General features: G+C 41.5%; 19 protein-coding genes. 14 read left to right on the forward strand and 5 right to left on the reverse strand.

Annotated features, from left to right (window positions below; all coding sequences use genetic code 11):
- The first annotated feature begins 686 nt into the window (after positions 1-686).
- Positions 687-1,289 carry a nitroreductase family protein gene (locus tag EGN73_RS15680; protein ID WP_219291928.1) on the forward strand — a complete coding sequence of 201 codons (603 nt, stop codon included), beginning with the start codon at positions 687-689 and terminating at the stop codon, positions 1,287-1,289.
- An 80-nt stretch (positions 1,290-1,369) separates the two neighbouring features.
- Here EGN73_RS15680 and EGN73_RS15685 read toward each other — a convergent pair whose 3' ends face one another.
- Positions 1,370-1,903, reverse strand: coding sequence for a DinB family protein (locus tag EGN73_RS15685; RefSeq protein WP_246611610.1), 534 nt, complete (start codon positions 1,901-1,903; stop codon positions 1,370-1,372).
- 77 nt (positions 1,904-1,980) lie between these two features.
- Between EGN73_RS15685 and gldD the strand changes: the two genes are divergently transcribed.
- Positions 1,981-2,556, forward strand: a complete 576-nt coding sequence (gene gldD / locus EGN73_RS15690; protein WP_219291931.1) for a gliding motility lipoprotein GldD — start codon at positions 1,981-1,983, stop codon at positions 2,554-2,556.
- A 64-nt stretch (positions 2,557-2,620) separates the two neighbouring features.
- Here gldD and EGN73_RS15695 read toward each other — a convergent pair whose 3' ends face one another.
- Positions 2,621-4,396, reverse strand: coding sequence for a sodium:solute symporter family protein (locus EGN73_RS15695; RefSeq protein WP_219291934.1), 1,776 nt, complete (start codon positions 4,394-4,396; stop codon positions 2,621-2,623).
- A gap of 173 nt (positions 4,397-4,569) precedes the next feature.
- Here EGN73_RS15695 and EGN73_RS15700 point away from each other — a divergent pair, with 173 nt between their 5' ends.
- Positions 4,570-5,622, forward strand: a complete 1,053-nt coding sequence (locus tag EGN73_RS15700; protein WP_219291937.1) for a phosphotransferase enzyme family protein — start codon at positions 4,570-4,572, stop codon at positions 5,620-5,622.
- Between the two features lie 268 nt (positions 5,623-5,890).
- Here the strand turns inward: EGN73_RS15700 and EGN73_RS15705 are convergent, their stop codons facing one another.
- Positions 5,891-7,942 carry a protein-disulfide reductase DsbD family protein gene (locus EGN73_RS15705; RefSeq protein WP_219291940.1) on the reverse strand — a complete coding sequence of 684 codons (2,052 nt, stop codon included), beginning with the start codon at positions 7,940-7,942 and terminating at the stop codon, positions 5,891-5,893.
- Positions 7,943-8,052: 110 nt separating this feature from the next.
- Positions 8,053-9,441 (reverse strand): dipeptidase, encoded by a 1,389-nt coding sequence (locus EGN73_RS15710; protein ID WP_219291943.1) that lies wholly within the window; start codon positions 9,439-9,441, stop codon positions 8,053-8,055.
- A 122-nt stretch (positions 9,442-9,563) separates the two neighbouring features.
- On the opposite strand from EGN73_RS15710, the gene EGN73_RS15715 reads away from it, so the two are divergent.
- The 11 genes from EGN73_RS15715 to EGN73_RS15765 all read left to right on the forward strand — a co-directional run bounded on the left by EGN73_RS15715 (position 9,564) and on the right by EGN73_RS15765 (position 21,748).
- Positions 9,564-11,096, forward strand: coding sequence for a zinc-binding dehydrogenase (locus EGN73_RS15715; protein ID WP_219291946.1), 1,533 nt, complete (start codon positions 9,564-9,566; stop codon positions 11,094-11,096).
- A 173-nt stretch (positions 11,097-11,269) separates the two neighbouring features.
- Positions 11,270-11,983, forward strand: coding sequence for a LytR/AlgR family response regulator transcription factor (locus EGN73_RS15720; RefSeq protein WP_219291949.1), 714 nt, complete (start codon positions 11,270-11,272; stop codon positions 11,981-11,983).
- A gap of 55 nt (positions 11,984-12,038) precedes the next feature.
- On the forward strand, positions 12,039-13,799 hold the full coding sequence (locus tag EGN73_RS15725; protein ID WP_219291952.1) for a ligand-binding sensor domain-containing protein: 1,761 nt from the start codon (positions 12,039-12,041) through the stop codon (positions 13,797-13,799).
- Between the two features lie 72 nt (positions 13,800-13,871).
- Positions 13,872-14,957, forward strand: coding sequence for a sensor histidine kinase (locus EGN73_RS15730; RefSeq protein WP_219291955.1), 1,086 nt, complete (start codon positions 13,872-13,874; stop codon positions 14,955-14,957).
- 1,031 nt (positions 14,958-15,988) lie between these two features.
- On the forward strand, positions 15,989-16,213 hold the full coding sequence (locus tag EGN73_RS15735; protein WP_219291958.1) for a DUF6140 family protein: 225 nt from the start codon (positions 15,989-15,991) through the stop codon (positions 16,211-16,213).
- 23 nt (positions 16,214-16,236) lie between these two features.
- Positions 16,237-16,689, forward strand: a complete 453-nt coding sequence (locus EGN73_RS15740; protein ID WP_219291961.1) for a hypothetical protein — start codon at positions 16,237-16,239, stop codon at positions 16,687-16,689.
- Between the two features lie 3 nt (positions 16,690-16,692).
- Positions 16,693-17,910, forward strand: a complete 1,218-nt coding sequence (locus EGN73_RS15745) for a hypothetical protein (protein WP_219291962.1) — start codon at positions 16,693-16,695, stop codon at positions 17,908-17,910.
- Between the two features lie 66 nt (positions 17,911-17,976).
- Entirely contained in the window at positions 17,977-18,339 is a 363-nt protein-coding gene (locus EGN73_RS15750) for a hypothetical protein (protein ID WP_246611611.1), read from the forward strand.
- A 2-nt stretch (positions 18,340-18,341) separates the two neighbouring features.
- The gene (locus EGN73_RS15755; protein WP_219291968.1) at positions 18,342-18,710 is read left to right on the forward strand and encodes a hypothetical protein; all 369 of its coding nucleotides are present in this window, start codon (positions 18,342-18,344) and stop codon (positions 18,708-18,710) included.
- 726 nt (positions 18,711-19,436) lie between these two features.
- Positions 19,437-21,143: a GMC oxidoreductase gene (locus tag EGN73_RS15760; RefSeq protein ID WP_219291972.1), complete on the forward strand. Its 1,707-nt coding sequence runs from the start codon at positions 19,437-19,439 to the stop codon at positions 21,141-21,143.
- Between the two features lie 11 nt (positions 21,144-21,154).
- Entirely contained in the window at positions 21,155-21,748 is a 594-nt protein-coding gene (locus EGN73_RS15765; RefSeq protein ID WP_219291975.1) for a gluconate 2-dehydrogenase subunit 3 family protein, read from the forward strand.
- A gap of 98 nt (positions 21,749-21,846) precedes the next feature.
- On the opposite strand, the gene EGN73_RS15770 is transcribed toward EGN73_RS15765, so the two are convergent.
- Positions 21,847-22,092, reverse strand: coding sequence for a hypothetical protein (locus EGN73_RS15770; protein ID WP_219291978.1), 246 nt, complete (start codon positions 22,090-22,092; stop codon positions 21,847-21,849).
- Positions 22,093-22,681: the final 589 nt, after the last annotated feature.

Raw genomic sequence — 22,681 nt, forward strand, 5'->3', positions numbered from 1 at the left:
GGGAGATCTCGTCTATTTTGGGAGACTCTTCCTTCGTCAGAGTGACGTACGTTTCTGTCAATGGTAGATATTAAAATTTGGCATTTACAGATAATCAAATGACAAAAAGTTTCACGCAGCGATCGCCGCGTGAAATAGCTAATTTTCATTGGTACGAAGGAAGAATCTCCTGCCTTTTTTATCAAGAGACTCTTCGCTTCACTCAGAGTGACGTGTCGCCCCGATCGATGTCAATGGTAGTAAGGAAGGGCCTATTCAAAATATGCTAACACGGATTTTTCACTTCGTTCAAAATGACAAGTTGAAGTCTTCTTTGTGACTTTATGTCTTCATGGCAATTAAGGTTCACGCGGCGGGCGCTACGATTTCACGGAAGACGCAGCGAATTGCCGGTTCAAGGCCTTTAATATTATTATGGTCAATCGGGACAAAAGACGCTAGACATAAGATGGATTGGAGTATGGTCAAGGCCTAGTACTTCGTAAATCATAAATAAAATAACCCTATCATCTTAGCGTCCTTGCGTCTTGGCGAGAAATAAATGGTTCACGCAAAGGACGCTAAGGCAATAAGGATTCAAAAGGAAATAGATGTCTCATTGCATTCCCCATGAAATTACAGAAACAAAGAAACCATTTTTCAAAAATCAGCATTACAACTCATAGCAAATTAATCTAAAACCAATTATGGAAAGACCGGAATTCAATATAGAAGAAGTCAATAAAATCATCCGCGGACGTAGGTCCATGTTTGTCGCACAATTCAAGGAAAATGATCCTGTAGACGATGCCATCATTCTTGAAATGTTGGAAAACGCCAACTGGGCACCTACCCATAAACTGACCGAGCCATGGTCATTTACTGTTTTTTCCGGGGAAGGTCTCAAAAAATTTGCTGATTTCCAGGCCGAACTATATAGAGAAAGGGCAAACAAAAACGGAAATTTCATAGAAGCGACCTACAACAAATTCAAAGAAAATCCGCTAAAAGCCTCCCATATTATTGCCATCAAAATGAAAAGGGACCTAAAGGCAAACCTTCCTGTCATGGAAGAAATTTCCGCGGTCGCCATGGCTGTTCAGAACATGTACCTGACAGCCTCAGCACACGGATTGGCGGCTTATTGGGGTACTGGCGGCCCTACTTTCTGGCCTGAAGCAAAGGCTTGGTTTGGCCTGGAAGATGAGGATATGTTGATGGGATTTTTCTATGTGGCAAAGCCAGCTACTGACAGGTGGCCATTGGGAAGAAGACGTCCTGTGGCCGAAAAAACTGAATGGGTAAGGTAAAAATTTCTAATTGACCCTATTAAAAAAGCCCATTGTTTTCAAATGGTAAAACAATGGGCTTATAGTTTGCTTGATCGGGATTAAAGTCCCCTGAATGCAGGAGGTTCAATGCCGTTGGCTCTGATATAAGAGATCGCAGCACCTCTGTGATGTGTGGTGTGGTCATCTATCAAAGACATCACCTGTCTTTTAGTAGCTGTATTGCCACCAAAGATTTCAATGCTTTCACCCCATTCACTTTCAGGCACAGATTGGAATACCTTCTTTGCATATTCAAAGCAAAGCTTTACATGGGCTTTGATTTCCTCTTTTCCAGAAGGAGTTGCTTCCAAAATGTCCTTGGCATCAGGTCCGCCGAGAAACCTTTGGCTAATTCCGGCAGCAGCACCGGAAAGATGCAAAATCTGCTCCTTAAAACTCATTGCGGACTCATGTGGCTTGTAATCCAATTTGTCCTCAGGCATTTTATCCACCACATCCATAGTAAACTGCATGCTTCCCTCCCACTTTGAAAGAAACTCCTCCATAGTAGTCTGGGCATTGGCACCTAAAGAAGCCACTAGAAATAATCCAATGGCACAGGCGGCTGAAAAGAATTTTTGTCTGATTGTCATAACATCTGTATTTAGAATAAAGTATAAATATCCGTTGATCCCGGTTGATTTCAAACCATTTTGATAACTTTGAATGTATGCGTAGAGTTATTGCCACATTGATACTAATATCTTTACTCTCTGCCTGTCAGGGAGATTACTTTCCAAAACCCAAAGGTTATAACAGAATAGACCTTCCGGAGAGGGAGTTCACCCAGCTGGAAAAAGACAAACCATATACTTTTGAGCATTCTGTACATAGCATTGTAGAACCTGATAGTTTCAATCTGGCAGAAAAATACTGGATCAACCTCAATTACAGGGATCTGGGAGGAAAAGTACACCTTACCTACCTGCAACTGGACACCAAGGACAAGGATGTCAAAGCAGTCCTTAATGATGCCATCAACCTCACTGCCAAACACCAGGTAAAGGCTTATGGCATTGATGAATCAGTAGGACTGACACCAAATGGATATACCGCTGTAGTGGCGGAACTATCGGGCGAAGTCCCTACACAGTTTCAATTTTTTGTGACTGACTCAACCAAGAATTTCCTCAGGGGAGCACTTTACTTTGATACCGCGATGAAAAATGATTCTTTGGCACCCTCCATTGAATATATCAAAACAGATATGGTACACCTGATGAATACTTTGGAGTTTAAAAAATAAGGTTTGCCAAAGCATTAAAGCTTTTCCAAAGTACTCCACTTTGGAAAAGCTCTTCTGCTATCTTTTAACGCATCTTTTTCCAGCTCCTGAATATAATCACTCCTCCTGCAATAGCTACTACAGTGGCTATGATCGCAGAAAGCGTATTTCCATAAATCCAGAACCCTACTGCAAAAAGTACGGCATAGACCATAATAGAGCCGATAAGCATCAAGCCAATTTCCATAGGAAGCTGACCCTGCTCCTGCTTTTCTTCAGGAAATCTGTCCAGTACTTTTTTCCAGCCAAATGAAGCAGGTCTCACTTTTCTATAAAATGACACCAAAACCTCATCTTTTTCAGGTTTGGTCATTAAGGTGGCCAAAATCCAGCCTACAGTAGTAATGCCCACTCCGTATAAAAGCTTTAAATAAGCCATATCTTCCGGTATTGGGATCAATTGAATATTTGGATTGATAACCTCAAAAAAGATAGCCACTGCAAATGAAATCACCATTGCGTAAATCTCTGTGTAAGCATTGATCCTCCACCAAAACCAACGGAGAATAAATATCAATCCTGTTCCCGCACCGATCTGTAAGAGTATGTTGAAGGCTTCCAATGCATTGGAAAGAGCCAACGCAAGAAATGCTGCCAAAACCATCAGCAGGACTGTGGATAACCTACCTACCATAACCAGCTCCTTGTCTGTGGCCTCAGGCTTGAGAAATCTAAGGTAAAAATCATTGACCACATAAGAAGACCCCCAATTCAGGTGTGTGGATAAAGTGGACATCACCGCTGCTATCAGAGAAGCCAGGACAATACCTATCAAACCTGTGGGCAGAAAGGTCAGCATGGCAGAATAGGCCAGGTCATTGCCCAACTTATCCACAGGAATATGCGGAAATGCTTCCTGCATATCAGAGACATTTGGGAAAATGATCAGGGAAGAAAGGGCTATGATGATCCAGGGCCAAGGCCTCATCCCATAGTGGGCAATATTGAAAAACAAGGTGGCACCAATGGCATTTTTTTCATCTTTGGCAGAAAGCATCCTTTGTGCGATATACCCTCCGCCACCAGGTTCCGCACCGGGGTACCAGGTTGCCCACCATTGTATGGCCAATGGCATGATCAAAAGGGGAACGACCAAGTTCCAATTGTTGAAATCCGGGAAAAAATCCAACTTATCAGAAACATTAGGATGGGTCAGGAGATTATCCAAAGATCCTATCTCCGGCATATCCAAAACGTAAATAGCAGCCCCTATCGCACCGGCCATGGCGATAAAAAACTGGAAGAAGTCTGTCAATAGTACGCCTTTCAAACCCCCAAGAGAAGAATAAATTACAGTCACTACAGAGGCTATCAACAAGGTCTCTACCGGACTCAGACCTAACATCACCCCACCTATTTTTATTGCCGCTAAAGATACAGTGGCCATAATGACCACATTGAAAAAAACACCTAAGTAAAGGGCACGAAAGGCCCTAAGAAATGCCGCCGGCTTGCCACCATACCTCAGCTCATAAAACTCCAGGTCCGTGGTCACCTCTGACCTTCTCCAAAGTTTGGCGTACACAAATACGGTCAACATTCCCGTCAAAAGGAATGCCCACCAGACCCAGTTGCCCGAAACCCCGTCCTTTCTGACTATGTCAGTGACCAAATTAGGAGTATCAGCGGAGAATGTGGTAGCAACCATGGACACCCCGAGTAGCCACCAAGGCATATTCCGTCCGGAAAGAAAAAATTCTTTGGCGGACTTTCCCGCCTTCTTGGAGGTAAAGACACCGATCAGCATAGAAATGACAAAGAAGGCTAAAATAATGCCCCAGTCGATCAGAGAAATATTCATAGGCTTTGGGATTCTTAGGTAATATTGGGAAGGGTTTGTTAATTTTTTTAATTTTCCTTATTAAACTTCTTTAATAAATTTTACTAATGTAAATATTTATGCAGTATTTGCAAAGGGTCTGATTCCAAATTAGACAAATTTACCGCAGTTTTGGACTTTGATTTCCCTTATTTATGTCTGAAAAATTAGACCATACAACAAAACCGCCTTTTTGGATTTCCGAATTAGAGAATAAATATGATTTTAGGCTGGAACCTAATAGTCTTGTTCCCTTTGGCGATGGACATATCCACAAAACTTTTCGTGTAGACAGTACAGAAGGCCAATTGATTTTACAACAATTCAACAGCAAGGTCTTTACTGCACCTGAAAAAATCTCACACAATCACCTGATAATGCTCAGGGAGATCAATAGAAAAAACATTCCTTTTGATCTGCCCTTGCCTGTTCCCAATAAAAACGGAGAGGTATTTACCCAATTGACAGATGGTCTTTTCAGGTTTTCTCCTTATGTGGAAGGGATTTGCATGAATGAAATTGAGGATCCCCATCATGCTTTTATGGCGGCTAAAGCATTTTCACAGCTGATCAATGCGGGAAAACATATTCAGGCCAATGACCTACAGGAAGTGATAGGGGGTTTTAATGACCTGGAACTGAGATACAGGCAACTTTTAAAGGCTGTGGAAAACACCAAGAGGGAGCTAAATCATGAATTGAAGGAGCTGATTGACTTTTATCTTGATCAAAAAAAACTAGTAGAAGAATACAGGATTTGGGCTACTAAACTGCCTTTGAGACTTACTCACAATGACACTAAGATCAACAACCTCATTTTTTCTAAAGACTTATCCACAGTACAGGCAGTAATTGATCTTGATACCATTATGGCGGGATTTGCTTTTTACGATTTCGGAGACCTGGTGAGAACGGTAGCCTGTACAGAGCATGAGCATTCCATAAATTGGGAGAATATAAATGTGGATAAATCAAAGTATAAGGCGCTTTACGAGGGTTTTTTAGAAGGAGGTAAGGACTATTTGACGAAGAGTGAAATTGCTTCTTTAAGCTTCGGGGGAAAATTGATGACCTGTATCATGGGCTTTAGGTTCTTGGCAGACTACCTGAACGGTAATATTTACTACCAGATCAAATACGAAGCACAAAACCTCCACCGCGCCAAAAATCACATGTACTTGCTTCATGCTTTGGACCAAATAAATTAATATGTATATCCGCAATTATATCACTAACCAATTTAAATAAGGACCTAGATCAATCCGATACTTATAGATATTTGATATTCATGGATAACTTGTCCCGGTTTATCGGGATTGGCTTGAAATCATAGGTTTATTTCAATATTTAGGTTCTACTAGTAAGTAAGCGGATAATCATGTAAATTAAAATTGGCCACACAGATCGTTCTTCTAACAGAGTAAAATGATGGCCTTATTATCTGTGCGGATCTATGAAAATCTGTGGTTCAAAAACCTACCTCCTTGTAAACTCATCCTTGGCTTCTTCGAGAAACTCAACAAAATTCTGCACATTGGTATCATAGGCTTTGGGTCTTACAAGGAGCTCCTCATTGTGGTCCAAAATCACATAATAAGGTTGTGCATTATTGTTAAACCTGGTGATTTGAAAATCAGCGTTTTGCTTACCGATCGTCTTTTTCACTTTTCCATCATACTCCGAAGTATACCACTCCTCCTCCGGCAGTTCATAGCGCTCGTCAATGTACAAAGCCACCATCACAAAGTCTTCCTTCAATCTTTGCAATACGGGTGCCTCGGACCATACCCTGGCCTCCATCTCCCGGCAATTGACACAACCATGACCGGTGAAGTCTATAAAAAGAGGTTTGCCATTTCTTTTGGAAGCTTCCAAAGCCTGTTCATAATCAAAGTACCCTTGAATTCCATGTGGGAAATGGAGAAATTCCGCATACTTAGGTACATCATCTAACTGATTCTCCTGGCTGCTGGCAATTCCTCTGTTTTCAGTCAGGTTAAAATCATGCGTAGCCATCGGAGGGAGGTACCCAGAAAGTGCCTTAAGAGGAGCACCCCACAAGCCCGGAATCAGATACACCACAAAAACAAAGGTGCTGATAGCCAGCATTAACCTCGGAACACTTATGTAATCCAAAGGAGAATCGTTCTTTGTCCTGATTTTTCCCAAAAGATAAAATCCAAGCAATGCAAAAATCACAATCCAAATGGCGATGTAAATGTCCCTGTCCAGAAGGCCCCAATGGTATACCTGATCAGCTACGGAAAGGAACTTGAAGGCCAGGGCCAATTCCAAAAAGCCCAAAACCACCTTTACCGAATTCAGCCACCCACCTGATTTAGGCAAGGAATTCAACCACTCGGGAAAGATCGCAAACAAGGTAAAAGGGATGGCAAATGCCAATGAAAAAGCAAACATCCCGGCTATGGGAGTAATGAAGTCTCCACCTGCTGCTTTGATCAAAATGGATCCTACAATAGGTCCAGTGCATGAAAAGGAAACCAAAACCAAGGTGAAAGCCATAAAGAAAATCCCGGTAAGGCCACCTTTATCCGCTTTGGCATCAATCTTATTTACAAAACTGCTCGGCAAGGTAAGTTCAAACATGCCCAAAAAGGCAAATGCAAAAAAGATAAATACCAAGAAAAAAAAGACATTGGGCACCCAATGCGTGGACAACCAGTTGGCAAATTCAGGACCTTGGATGGCTGCCACTGCGGTACCTGCAATGGTATATATCGCAATGATGGACAGTCCATATATCGAGGCATTTCTGATTCCCTGTATCCGGGACTTGGACCTGCCCGTAAAGAATGTCACCGTCATTGGGATCATAGGAAACACGCAGGGGGTAAGTAAGGCTGCCAAACCTGCCAAAAAAGCCACAATCATAAACCCAATCAAACCTGCCTGATCTTCTTCTTCCAAATCTATAAAAGAACGGCCCGAATCCTGATTTTCGCCATTACCCTGTTCGACCTGCGGTTCTTCATTTTCAACTTCACTTGATTCTGGGCTATCAGTATTCCCCACATCTGAATTGGCAGACCCCTCTGCTTGGGCAGTCAGTATAAAATCTTCATCAAAGGGAATGCATTGCCCGGTAACATCTGAACACATTTGATACCCAATGGAGCCCTCGATGGAGACATTACTTCCCGTAATTTTGATTTTTTGTTCGAAAGTCCCTGTCCCTTCAAAATAAGTCACATCACCTTCCCAGATTTCGTCAAATTTGGATTTGGGATTGACGGCCTTTAACTCCCCTGTCAATTCCAGCCCAGAAGACTTATCCACATTCAGTTCTGTCAACATTGGCCCCAGATCCGGGTCAAAGTCATTGCTGTAAATGTACCAATCTTTGGGAATTTGGGCTTTGAATACAATTTTAGCCTCCTCTCCGACCTTTAGGTTCTTTTTATCCAACTCAATGGACCAGTTAGGCGGAGCAATAAGCTGCGCAAATGACTGTACGCTGATCAGCAGGGAGAAAAGCAAAACCAAAGTAGACTTGAAATATGCAGACATTTTTGGGGGTTGTTATTCTAAGGATTAATAATGAAGAATTTCAAGGTTTAGTTCATCTTCACTAACTCAAAAAGAAAATCACCGGAAATTTTATTCCGGTGATGATTCAATTATTTAGAAGCTTCTTCTTTAAAGTGTTTGAAGAAAGAAGCTATCGTTTCGATTCCCATCAGGTAATTTTTGACACCATAGTGCTCATTAGGAGAGTGAAGGGCATCGGTATCCAATCCGAAGCCCAAAAGAATAGGATCTAGGCCCAACTCTTTTTGGAACAAAGCACATATCGGAATTGATCCTCCTTCTCTGGTAGGGATCGCTTTTTTCCCAAAAGCTTCCTGAATCGCCAAATCGGCCGCTCTATATCCCGGTGTTTCCGTGGACACTACCGCAGCAGCCCCACCGTGATGTGGTGTAACTTTTACTTTTACTGATTTGGGGGCGATGGACTTGAAGTGTTCTTCAAAAAGCTTCGCAATCTCCTTATGGTCCTGATTGGGCACGAGCCTCATGGAGATTTTAGCATAAGCTTTGGAAGGCAAAACAGTCTTGGCACCTTCTCCGGTATAACCGCCCCAGATACCGTTCACATCTAAGGTCGGCCTGATTCCCACTCTTTCAATGGTAGAAAAACCCGCCTCACCATGTACATCTTCTATGTCCAGTTCCTTTTTGTATGCTTCCAGGTCAAATGGAGCTTTGTTCAGGTTGTCACGGTATTCCTGGGAATACTCTTCCACTTTGTCATAAAAGCCCGGAATTGTAATATGGTTGTTTTCGTCCTGAAGGGAAGCGATCATTTTGCAAAGGATATTGATCGGGTTTCCAACAGCTCCACCGTAAGTACCGGAATGGAGATCCCGGTTTGGCCCGATGACTTCCACCTGCATATAGGCCAAGCCTCGCAGTCCCACTGTTACTGATGGGTTTTCCAATGAAATCATGTGAGTATCGGAGACGAGCACCACATCGGCTTTTAGCTTTTCTTTATTTTCTTTTACGAAAATATCCAAGTGTTCAGAGCCAACTTCCTCTTCTCCTTCAATCATAAATTTCACATTGCAAGGCAAAGCCTCATTGGCCATCATGGCTTCAAAAGCTTTCACATGCATATAAAACTGACCTTTATCATCAGCTGAACCTCTGGCGAAAATAGCACCCTCGGGATGTCTGGGAGTTTTTTTAATAACGGGTTCAAATGGAGGTGAATCCCAAAGCTCGTAGGGATCTGCGGGTTGCACATCGTAATGTCCATAAACCAGCACTGTAGGCAAGCTAGGATCAATTATTTTTTCCCCATAGACTATTGGGTATCCGGCAGTCTGACAGACCTCGACCTGATCAGCACCTGCTTTTTCAAGACTCTCTTTTACAAATTCTGCTGCCTTGAAGACATCATCTTTAAATTTTGGGTCTGCACTTACTGAGGGAATCCTCAATAATTCAAAAAGTTCTTCAATAAACCGTTGTTGATTCTCTGAAATAAATTGTTTAACTGACATTATATTTGAGTTTTTATTCTATTCGCAATTTGTTTTTAAAAGGCTTATTGCCAAGTCCAAAACCAATTTATAAAATTACGCTATATTTAAAGAATTGCCTATTTTACAAAAAACTTTTATCCATGAAAGCCATTCTTTGCACCACATACGGAGGTCCTGAGCTGTTGAAATATACCGAAACCTCTGACCCTCAAATCGGAGAGCAAGAGGTCCTGATTCAAGTGGCAGCATGCGCTGTCAACTACCCCGATGTATTGATCATTCAGAATAAGTATCAGTTTAAACCAGAACTTCCTTTTTCCCCTGGAGGTGAGGTTTCCGGAATTGTCCTAAAAGTAGGAACAGCTGTGAAGCACCTGAAGGAAGGTCAAAAAGTGCTTGCCCTTTGTGGCTGGGGTGGTTTTGCAGAAAAAGTCAAAGTGGAAGCAAACCGGGTATTTCCCGTACCACCACAAATGGACTTTATCACAGCGGCCTCTACATTGTACACTTTTGGTACTTCATATTATGCACTAAAAAATCGTGCACAAATTAAATCAGGGGAAACACTTCTGGTTCTAGGGGCATCGGGAGGCGTTGGATTAGCTGCTGTAGAGTTAGGCAAATTAATGGGCGCTAAAGTGATAGCGGCGGCTTCCAGGGCAGAAAAACTAGCCATTTGTAAAGAAAAAGGAGCAGATGTTTTAATCAATTATGAGGAAGAAGACCTAAAGGAAAAAGTCAAATCACTGACAGATGGCAAAGGGGTAGATGTCGTATTAGACGTGGTCGGAGACAAATATGCGGAGCCTGCCCTTCGCAGTATGGCCTGGAAGGGAAGATACCTTGTGGTTGGCTTTGCAGCTGGAGAAATCCCGAAACTCCCCTTCAACTTGGCCCTGTTGAAAGGCTGTGCCGTGATGGGTGTATTTTGGGGAAGGTTTTCTTCAGAAGAACCTAAAGAGGCGCAGCAAAATCTGATGGAATTGGTAAGCTATATTCAGAAAGGTAAAATCAAGCAGCACATTTTTAAGACTTATTCCCTTAAAGATTCTCCATCGGCATTGGCCGACATGATGGAAAGGAAAGTCATCGGAAAGGCCGTAGTGGTGGTCAATGAAGGCTTATTGGCAAAAGACAAGGAAAAAAGTACCCAAAAAGCCGAAGAAGTTGCCAAAGAAAACGGTCAACAAGACTCAGCCCATCAAGAGACTAAGCCGATAAAAATCAAGAAGGCAAGTGATCTACAAAAACTGATTGGTAAAGCGCTGGGAAAAAGCAGGGCAGTCACCGTGAGTCAGGATTTGATTCAAAAATTTGCAGAAACCACCCAAGACCTACAGTGGATACACACCGATGTGGAAAAAGCAGCCCTCCTGCTTCCTGAAGGAAAAAATCTGGCCCATGGCTACCTCACATTATCTTTGATCCCACATTTACTTTATGAGCTGCTTCCATTGGACGGATTGGAAATGGCTCTGAATTATGGAACTGAAAAAGTCCGCTTCCCGGCACCCGTACATTCAGGTGATCAAATTCATCTGGAGGCATCAGTTTTAAAAATCGAACAGGGTCAGGAGGGTACAGCAAAATTGTTTTTGCAGGCTCAATTATTTTCCAATCGATTCGAAAAGCCGGTTTGTGTAGCTGAGATGATCAGCCTTTTAAGGTTTTGATTTTCCTTCCTGAAATAAAGAATAGTCAAATACCCTGATAAATTTTCACTTAATCGCCAAAAAGTGGAAAAATATACCCTGTAATGGGTATTTCGAGTTAGAGAAATAGCTGTTAATTTTACTTATCATCCATTGGCTGCTCACCCCAGCCCTTATTCAAAAGTGCCACAGCTATGTACACAGTAATCATAATTGACGATGAACCACATGCACAGGAATCTCTTGTCCTTTTGCTGGCGAAGTATTTTGAAGGTAAATTCCTGGTATTAAAAAAGTGCGCATCAGTAGATGAAGCGATACCTTACCTTCAGGAAGAAGAGCCGGATCTTGTATTTTTGGATATTCAGATGCCAAGAAAATCGGGATTTGCACTGTTGGAGCTGTTTCAGGACAGGGGTTTTGATGTGATTTTTACTACCGCCCATAAGGATTATGCCATAGAAGCCTTCAAACACAGGGCATTTGATTACTTATTGAAGCCTATTGACATTGCAGAATTTCAAAAAACCTTGTTCAGATACCTCAGTTTCAAAGAAGAAGACAATTCATTGATTGCAAAAGGAAGAAGACTTGAAATCAGCGCTTTTTCTATGGATGGGAACTTGGAGTTTGTCCACCATGATGAAATTTACTATTGCCAATCAGATAAAAACTACACCAGAGTTTTTATCTCTAATCGCACTGAACCTTTGTTTGTTTCGAAACCCTTGAGTTACTTTGGACGAAAGCTTTCAAAAGAAAAGTTTGTCCGTATCCATCAATCCTTTCTTGTCAATATCAGCAAAATTAAAAGATATGACCGGGGCTCAGGTCAGCTGTATCTGGTCAATGGTGATGAAATACCTGTCTCAATACGCCGGAGGAGTGAAATCCAAAAGTTTGCGTAGTTTTATATTTACCTTTTTATTTAGTACACATTTTATTTGTGCACAACAGTATCCGGTGCGCCAATACAGCACTGTAGAAGGTTTGCCCAACAATGCGGTGAGGGCACTGCATGTAGATTCTAGAGGTCTCCTTTGGATAGGTACGGAAAATGGCCTCTCCAAAATGGAAAATGGTACTTTTCGGAATTTTTTTGAATCAGATGGACTAGCATTCAACAGTGTCTGGGCGATTGGGGAAGACCATTTAAATCAAATGTGGTTTGGGAGCTATGGTGGCGGACTGACCATGTTTGATGGAAGGAGCTTCCACATTTTCAATACCGAAAATGGCCTTATTGACGATCGCATTAGACACCTGTACTCCTATCAGGATAAAATGCTGGTAGGTACGGAAAACGGTATTTCCATTATTCATGTAGAAAACGGAAAAGTAGAGTCACTGCCGGAAACCCAAAGAGACGCAGCAAGAAATTACACCTCAGGATTTTTTGAATCCACTGGGAGACTGTTTTATACCACATACAGGCATGGGGTTTACGAAATCATTTTTCACCCATCTGGAACCACTGTAAAAAAAATACATGATCATGCGCCTATTTATGCCCTAGGGCATTTGAATGATAAAATTTTTACTTCCAACAAGGGACATGTGGATGTATTTGAAGTTGAAAAGTTTATTGCTGCAAACCCAAAACAAGAAGGGGCCTTTGGTCAGTCTGTAGTTTGGTCATACATCCCCGGTCCAGAGCAAACGGTCTTTGGTACCGCTTGGGGCATTTATCAGCAAGATGGAGGCCTTTTTGTAATTTCAGAGAATAACATGAAATCCTTTAAGAGGCATACCAATCTGGAATCAAGAAATTTTATCTCCGGAGTGTATGATCAGGAAACCCAATCCCTTTTCGTCGGTACCACAGACAAAGGACTTTTCAAAATAACGCTCAATGAAAGTGTCCTCTTTTCAGGAGAAAGACCTTCCGAGACCAAAGGTTTTGCAGGATCAGACAAGTTGGAAGCCATACTATATGAAGATGGTTTATCACTTGTGGAGTCCGGTAAGTTTTTGAAAAATTCCAATTTTAAAGAAGCCCAAGAATCATTTTTAAAAAAGCTGAAATATCCCTTGCCAAAGCATGAAGAAGATTTTTTTGAACTGAATTATGATATGGAAGCAGATGACATGGTTTTTTATTCTTTGCTAGAAAATAATTCCTTGCTTTGGGTCAATACCAATATCGGGATATTTGGAATATCAAAAGAGGGTGAATTCATAGAATATGTCCCCATTCACAGCTATGTAATAGGGTTTAACCCAGAAAATGAACTTATCACCAATCACCCTTATGGAGGCTTAAGGATTTTTGATGACTTAAAGCACTTCAGGCACAGGTATTTTGCTCCCGAAGATCCCCTAACTCCAACACAGTTGGCAGGAATTATCCAATCAGATACTGTCAGTTATTTCGCATCCGTCTTTTCAGGACTCTATTCCTATTCCAGACAAACTGGGTTCAGGTCATTTTTGGATGAAGGAACATGGGAGGAAAAGAAATTTAAAACCATTCACCGGGGAGAAAACGGCAAAATATTCCTGGGTGGTGAATTCGGAGACCTTTTCATATATGATCCCAGGCAAGGTTTTGGAAACTTAGAAACTATTGCTAAAGATAAAATTGTAGGCAATGGAATTATTTTCATTGAAACTTTCAAGGATGCCATATTTATAGGAACGGAAACAGGCTTGAATATTTATCAGGAGGGTACAGTGAGATTTTTCAACCATGAACAGGGCCTGGGTTCAGGATTGATTTCTTAGGCAAAAGTCATAGGTGAAACGCTCTATATCGGCTATGATAAAGGCTATTACACGATCAAAATTCCTGAAATCATGGAGCAAAGCATGCATCAACATAACCTCGAAATCAGGGAAATCTTGGTTAACAACAAACCTTATGGAACCGAAAACTCACTTTGGTTTACCTTTGGTTTGGATAAAATCTCCCTCAAAAACTCTGAAAATACCCTTTCCATTGAATTCAAACCAATCGGCCATCCATATCCTCAAAAACTGCTTTTCAGATACCGCCTGCACGATGATGAAAACTGGAGTCCATATGCTTCGGATAACAATATTACCCTGGCATCCCTCTCCCATGGAAGGTATCAACTCGAAATAGAAACCCTAGACCTGCATAGCGGAAAGTCAGTTTCCACAGTAATTCTTGAGCTTTACATCGCAGCACCCTTTTACCTCAGGTGGTGGTTCGTGCTGGGGCTTATCCTGTTTTTGGCTGCTACAATAATAGCTGTGTTCCGATGGAGAATTCAGCAAGAAAGAGAAAGGGCAGAAATCAGGGAAAATATTGTCAAAACCAAATTGGAAGCCCTACGCTCCCACATGAATCCCCACTTCATTTTTAATGCTGTCAACTCTATCCAATACTACATCCTGGGAAATCAGGGAGACGAAGCCCTTGACTTCTTGGGTAAGTTTTCTAAGTTGATGCGCAAAACTCTGGAAAACAGTATCCAACCACACATCCGATTAAAGAGTGAACTTGATTATCTTAACAATTATATAGAATTGGAAAACAAGAGGGTCAATAATAAGGTAACTTACAAAATGGAAGTCCCATCAGAAATAGATCCAGAGCACCTGCATATACCATCCATGTTGATTCAGCCTTTTGTCGAAAATGTATTTGTACATGCTTTTTGCCCTGACCATCCCGACCCCCAGCTGTTAGTAAGCTTTTCTGTTCCTGATGAGGGAATGATCACTTGCGCTGTTTGGGACAATGGGAGGGGAATAAAAGTCAATGAGAAAGAGTCCTTATACAAATCAAGAGGAATGGACTTGGTCAGGGAACGTTTGTCCCTTTTGCCGGGGTACAACGCTGAAAGTATCAAGGTATTTTCCAATGAAGATAAGGGTACAGAAGTGCTAATCAGGATACCCTGTTTTTACAAATAAATGAAAATAACGACAGTTATCTGGCAAAACACGACGAATGTTAAATAAAAATCTATGGATAGGAATAAACCTTAAATTTGTATATACCTGAATAAGCACCAGGGATTTTTTAAGGTAAAAGCCGTGTCTGTATCTGGGTGAGAGCAGGCGCGGTTTTTTTTCTTGTTTTGGGTTGCGGTTCACGCATAGACCTTTTTTGCTACAAAGGCACTAAGTCACAAAGAAGGCTTCAACTTGTCATGTCGAATGAAATGAGACATCTATTTCCTTTGCTTGAACTATTTATTTCTCGCAAGGACGCTAAGATTTTGAATAGATTAATCCCGTGATTCTACCCGATTGACTTCAAAACCCATAAAGAACTGAAATAGACAAGTCGCTGAGTCCGCCGTGTTGTCGCTGCCCTTGCCGCGTGAACCTTAATGGCCACGAAGACACAAAGGCACGAAGAAAACTTCACCTTGTCATGTCGAATGCAATGAGACATCTATTTCCTTTGCTTGAACTATTTATTTCTCGCCAAGACGCAAGGACGCTAAGATGACAGGGTTATTTTATTTGTGATTTACGAAGTACGAATTACGAGGCCTTGACCATACTCCAACCCATCTTATGTCTAGCGTCTTTTGTCTTGAGTTGATTAACCATAAGTCTAAACAAAGGCCTTGAACCGGCAAGTCGCTGCGTCCTCCGCGAAATCGTGGCGCCCTCCGCGTGAACCTTAATGGCCACGAAGACACAAAGGCACAAAGAAAACTTCATCTTGTCATGTCGAATGAAATGAGACATCTATTTCCTTTGCGAGCCTTGTCATCTTTGCTTTCTCTGCGTGAACCATTTATTTCTCCGCAATCCTCAGCCCCTTTGCATCCTTGGCGTGAACCTTTTCCAAAAAAACACCAAATATTAAAATTCCCAATCAACGAATAACCTCAAAAACACAACGAATTTCCTCGGATTCTCTACGAATGTTCATTTTTTCTCTTTTGCATTGATCAAATATCTAACTTACCTCCATACCCCGATTACCTATGGCACTATTTAGAATCACTGTCAAAAACCCGTTATTCCGTAATGGTATCCGCCTGGAAAAAGGCATGTCTGTAGAAGTGGTCATGACCACACCTGCCCACTACCCCCTTCACCACAATGGAGGCCAAGCCGTGGTAGACGCCTTCCTCCGGATCTACGGCATAGACTTACGAAAAGCCAATGCAGTGAATTCGGCGATACTGGAAGTGGTGAAGGTGGGGTGAGGAAACTAAAAATAAAAGGAATTATGGACCATTCAAATGACTCGAATATCCCCATGAGGGTAGATGCTGAAATTATTCACGTAGAAAATGAAAGTGCCTTCACAAAAACTGAAAGCATATTAGTCAAATTAAATCAATCAGGTGAAATATTATTTAGTTCAGTTGAAAGAATAACCAGCACTATAGAAAGAGTAAAGGAATTAAACAATCAAATTAAAGAAATAGAATTAAATTTTAGGTTGAAAGAAAAAGAATTTGATTTAAGAATAGAAAAGATTAAAGCTAATAAAGAAGTTATTCAGGCTATTCTTGAAAAATCCTCTAATGTCGTTGATAAGTTACTCGATAAAATACTTGAAATGAATGAGGTTGATTCTAGCCCTGAATATCTTAAAAGAAGATCCGAATTAATGGATCAGCTTAGATACTCTTCAGATAACTTATCCTTAATGTTTATTTCATTCTTAAAATCTTAAAAAATGGAAAAGTCAATTCAAGAACAACAATTAGAAGGGCTAAATGAGTTATTTTCTGAAATCAGAAAAGATGTTGAAGAAGCAACCCTTATGGCGAGTAAAGTTTCAGAAAAGTTTAAAACTCTTTCCGAAGGTATCCATGATATGTCTGGAGTTTTTGCCAAAGCCTTTAAGAACGACGCTGCTGGAGCAGCAGTTCATGTCGCGGGTTATGCTGTTAATTTAGCGGGTAAAGCTTTTTCATCAATAAAAAAAAGTTATGAATTACAGAAACTTTTACCTAAGAAGAAGGAATTAGCAAGAAATAAAAGGTCAATAATTGAAAGCCATTCTCAAAATCTTGAATCTAGGTTGCCTAAATTAAAAAGATTATTGGAATTAGAGATTGCGCATGAGTTTGAATCAAATGATATTAAACTCTTTGAAGAGGGACATGGTAAAAATTGTTGCTCCGCTTTTGAAGTTTATGTAATGTCTCTACATCTTTACAAAGTGTGTGATTTTTTGGTTTCAGAATTTGATGCTTGGGAGAAAGATTTTCATGATTCAGACAAGGCTTTGCCTTATTTACATAATTCTTTATATCAAATTATAAATGAATGTTTAGCCCCTGAAGGATTGAATAATCTTGTTAATAAAAGCAATGGAGCATTGTTTTTATTTGTCAAGTACGAATCTTTATTAGGTTCAATCTTAATTAACGAGTACAATGAAGCTTTACAGCTTGAGAAAGAAAATGAAAAATATGATAAAAAGGTTGCGTTCTCAGACAAAGAATCATATCTCAAAATTAGAAATAAAGTTGCGTTCTTAAATGATTTATATAGTAATAATGATCCAAAAAAGAATTGGATAAAGAACAACTATTTTTTTCAGGAAGTAAATAAGGTTCAAAATATTCAATCTCTCTTTTTTGATGTGTCAAAGTATATATTTATGGGGTCATTTGCATTAATTGTAGTGATTACTTTCGATGTTATTAGTGCTATATTGGGAGCTGCATTTATAACTCCAATAGTTTATTTGATAGATCAAGCTTTACAATTTAGCAAAAACAGAAGGTTTAGATTTCAGAATACCCCTATATCTGAAAGAATTTTAGGTGGCATAATAAATATTATTTGTTTAGGAGGCTTGTGGTATGGCAAAAAGAGAAGGAAGGAAAAAGAAGAAAACTATGTTACTCTTTTTACAAATTTAAATTCGCTTAATTCATTTTAATTGCTTCCCTCCCGCCCCTACCTCCGCTTCGACATCGACAAAGTCTTTAACCAAGTAAAATCCGCTATGCATCAAGAAGCTTTAAAAAGAGGAAATGGACGTGCGGTTTATCAGGATTGCTATACCGGCAAGACCCTTTTGGGTGGTGATCCATATGACTACGAACATATCTATGGTTCGGAATGGGTGCATTCCAATTACAAGCACCTGCTGAGTGATGAACAGATCGCCTTGGTGGTCAATTGCCCGGAAAATGTCAAAGTCACCCTGCGCACGATCAATCAGTCCAAAGGTAAAACCGACCCGGAAGTCTGGTTGGCCAATCCCCACAATATTGAAAAACATCAAATTGATCTCCGGCTGGCCATGGAAAATGCAAAAAAAGCAAAAGCCGGAATTGAGAAAATGGTGAAGCAGCTGACCCCTTAAATATGGAAATCCTGTATGTACTTGGTTCCATCGCCAAAGTCATTGTATTTTTTGCAATAGGTTATGGTCTTTGGTCCTACGGCAGGAGTTCTTATGGGTTCAATATTTATGGACTTGGCACTGCGGTCCGAGGTTTGTTGAGTTATCTCACCCTTTTTCTTGCTATTGTGGCAAGTTCGCCGGACTACAGGTTGATATTTTTGGTCTTGACCGGCATACTTTGGCTGTGGACCTTTGTTCTTACCGCTTCCAAAACCAATTTGTTACTCGCCCTTTTTGCCTTACCTTATCAGGCCGTAGCTGCCATTATATTCTATTTCCTTCTAAATAGAGCAGCCAAGGTTTTTTATAGTGTGAAGGATAGATTTTAAAGTTTGTAGTATATAGGTTCACGCATAACTTGTCCCGAATCGGGAGAAATAAAGAGGCTAAGGATCACAGAGGAAAGGGTCTGGCCCGCAAGGAAAAAAATTCCGTATAAATCATTTGATCATTAGGTAAAAAAGCTCAAAAAACCATCATCTGTGAAGATCAGTGTCCATCTGTGGTTACCTTATTATCTGCGCACATCTGCGAAATCCGCGGGAGGAAATATTTAAGCAATAAAAGCATGTATTTTTTGGGATTTCACCGGGTGTAATTTTGTTTTTAGTTCAACCCCTTCAGGGTTGTTGCCTTTTACCACCATTCACCTTCACCCCAGGTTTCACCTAGGGCTATTGAAAGGTTCGACGGCTTCACCGTCGTTTCATGTATCAATTTTTGCAAGGAAATTCCTGACCCTGAAAGGGTCAAACCTCTCAATAGCCATGGGTGAAACCCGTGGTCTACAATGGAAGAATACCCCTTCGACCCTTTCAGGGTCGAACTTACTTTGATTTTTTATCTGCGCCTGTCCTCCAAAACTACAGATTAAACCAAGCGTTCAGCCTCGTAAATCGTAAATCGTAATTCCCCCGTACTTCAAAATTTTCCCCACATATTTTGACATTTTATTTCTCACAATTGACCATCCATACAATCTCCTTTTTTCCAAAATCCTTTTTCACTACATTGAGAGGTTGATTGTCACAATTAACCTATTAAACCCTATCTACATGAGTAACCTCAATATCAAAGCAGTGGCAGAAAATACCTATGATGCCATTGTAGTGGGTTCCGGAATAAGTGGTGGCTTTGCTGCCAAGGAACTCTGTGAAAAAGGCCTGAAAACCCTGGTGCTGGAACGCGGGCGCCTCGTCACCCACCTTCAGGATTATCCTACCATGCAAAAAGACCCTTGGGATTTTGATAACCATGGACGTCTTACACATCAGGAACGTGAAGATTACTACGTTCAGACCCGATCGGGTTTTATCAATGAAGACAACAAGCACTTTTACCATAACGACAAGGCTGATCCCTATATAGAAAAACAGCAGTTTGACTGGATCCGTGCCGACAATACCGGTGGCCGTTCCCTGATCTGGGGCAGGCAATGTTACCGTTGGTCTGACCTGGACTTTGAAGCCAATGCCAAAGAGGGCATCGCCATAGACTGGCCCATACGCTACAAGGACCTTGCGCCATGGTACGATTATGTGGAAAAATATGTGGGTGTTTCCGGTCAGGCTATGGGCTTGGACCATGTGCCGGATGGACAGTTTTTGCCTCCAATGGAGCTGAACTGCCTGGAAAAACACATCAAAAAAGAAATTGAAGCCAAATTCCCTTTCCGGTACATGACCATAGGAAGGGTGGCGAACCTTACCCGTGAACATAATGGCAGGGGAGCTTGCCAGTCCCGAAACCGCTGCCACCGTGGATGTCCTTATGGAGCCTATTACAGTTCCGTTTCTGTTTCCTTACCTGACGCTGCCAAAACAGGCAACATGACCCTGCGGCCTAATTCCGTGGTGCATTCTGTCATTTATGACGATGCCTCCGGCAAAGCCAAAGGGGTCAGGGTAGTGGACAGGGAAAGCAAGGAAATGATCGAGTACTATGCACGCATCATTTTCCTCAATGCCTCTGCGCCTGCGACAGCACAGATCATGCTGAATTCTACTTCAGACAGATTCCCGAACGGATTGGGCAACGATTCCGGTGAACTGGGACATAACATCATGGATCACCATTACCGCTTGGGAGCTTCCGGTACTTTTGATGGTTTTGAAGACCAATATTACAAAGGGCGCAGGCCAAACGGCATTTATATTCCAAGATTCCGAAATATCAACGAACAGACCAAAATGAAGGAATTCCTCAGAGGATACGGCTATCAGGGATCCGCTTCCCGGGCCAACTTCGGAAGAGGAGCAAACAGCAAGGAATTCGGGGCTGACTTCAAAGATGGGTTGATGCAGGCAGGACCTTGGACTTTTGGTATTACAGGATTTGGAGAAATTCTTCCCTATCATGAAAACCAGATGTACCTCAGCAAGGACGAAACGGATGAATTTGGAGTTCCCAAAATGGTTTTTGATGCCAGTTACAAAGAAAATGAAATGGCCATGCGGGAATTTATCAAAGCTGACGCAGCAGAAATGCTGGAAGCGGCAGGCCTCAAAAATGTACATACCTACGACAACAGCGGGGCAATAGGCATAGGAGTCCATGAGATGGGAACAGCCAGAATGGGACGGGATCCTAAAACATCCGTTTTGAACGGCAACAATCAACTGCATGCAGTACCGAACGTTTTTGTGACCGATGGTGCATGCATGACTTCCTCAGGAACCCAAAATCCCTCCATCACTTACATGGCCATGACCGCCAGGGCAGTGGATTATGCCATGAAAGAAATGAACCGTAACAACCTTTAAATACAGACACGATGAACAGAAGAGAAGCCCTCAAGGGCACAGCAATGATTTTCGGATATGCATTGACAGGGTCTACGGTGGCCGCTTTGATGCAATCCTGCGAGTCAGGTCCCAAGCTGGACTGGACACCAAAAGTACTGAGCAAGGAACAGGCCCAGATCCTTTCCAGGATAGTAGATAGGGTATTGCCGGAAACTGAAACTCCGGGCGGTTTGGATGTTGGAGTCGACCAGTTTATCGATAAAATGCTGAATAATGTATTTCCTGAAGTGATCCAAAATGGTTTTGCAGGAGGTATAGACAGCTTTAACCAAGAAGCAAAAAACCTGCACGGAAAAGACTTTGTCAAACTGGAAGGTGAACAACAGGATGATGTGATCAGGATTTTTGAAGAAAAATCTGGCCCACTTCCGGGTTCTATGTGGGGGTTTTCTTTTGGTGAACCCAAGGAGTTTCCTTTTTATAGGATGATGAAGGAGTTGGCCTTGATCGGTTATTTCCATTCCGAAAAAATCGGAAAAGAGGTTTTGGCTTATAATCCTATTCCCGGTCCTTATGAAGGTTGTATTCCTTACTCGGATGTGGGAAAGATATGGACGGAGTAAAAAAATGATATATGCTGCGCGATATCGGAGTGAAACGGAGATCCCGAGTATTTAACATTTAGGGGAATGTTCAGAAAGGAAATGACAGTTGGTTTACGTCATCCTGAGTTATTAAAATTGACATTTACAGAAAGGGAATGACATTTGGTGTACGTCATCCTGAATCGGAGCTTGCGGAGATGAAAGCCTGTCCCGCAGCATTGCGGGAGATCTCCTCTATTTTGGGAGACTCTTCCTTCGTCAGAGTGACGTGTCGCCCCGATCGATGTCAATGGTAGCTGAGCTTGCGGAGACGAAGCATCTCCTAAGCAATGGGAGATGCTTCGCTCGTTCCTCGCTACCATTGACATAAGTCTATTTATGATTTAGTTCAACCCCTTTAGGGTTGGGCCTCAACTCTATTTCATGTATTCCCTGGGTTGCTACCCAGGGCTATTCATAGTTTAACCCCTTCGGGGTTTTACTCAATAGTCATTTTCTTTCTGTAAATGCAAAATTTTAAAATCTCAGAATGACGGTTACTCTTATCTGTCAAAGGTAACCGGAGCTTGCGGAGGTGAAGGATCTCCTTCCCTTAATAGTGGGAGATTCTTCACTGCGTTCAGAATGACGATCCCTCCATATCTGTCATTGGTAGAACAAAGTGATTCGGGGAAAGGTTGAAATATGTCTATGACAATCGGAATTGATATTGGATACTGATGGATATTATGGTATTGATATTTGCGGAGCGATACAAGGTTGGTATATGCCTTCGGCGATATAAGTTCTTAATCCAAATGTTTAATGGATTAATATCAGCGTTTCCCTAATATCGATTTAGTATCTATTTTATGAACATCCGCTTCATTGCACGTATCCATTGATTGTTTTGAACCAGTTCTTTCTGCTAAATTCTAATCAAAATTTGACTATGAAGCCACTTTTTCCTTG

The organism is Arthrospiribacter ruber, assembly GCF_019343195.1.
Lineage (GTDB): Bacteria > Bacteroidota > Bacteroidia > Cytophagales > Cyclobacteriaceae > Arthrospiribacter > Arthrospiribacter ruber.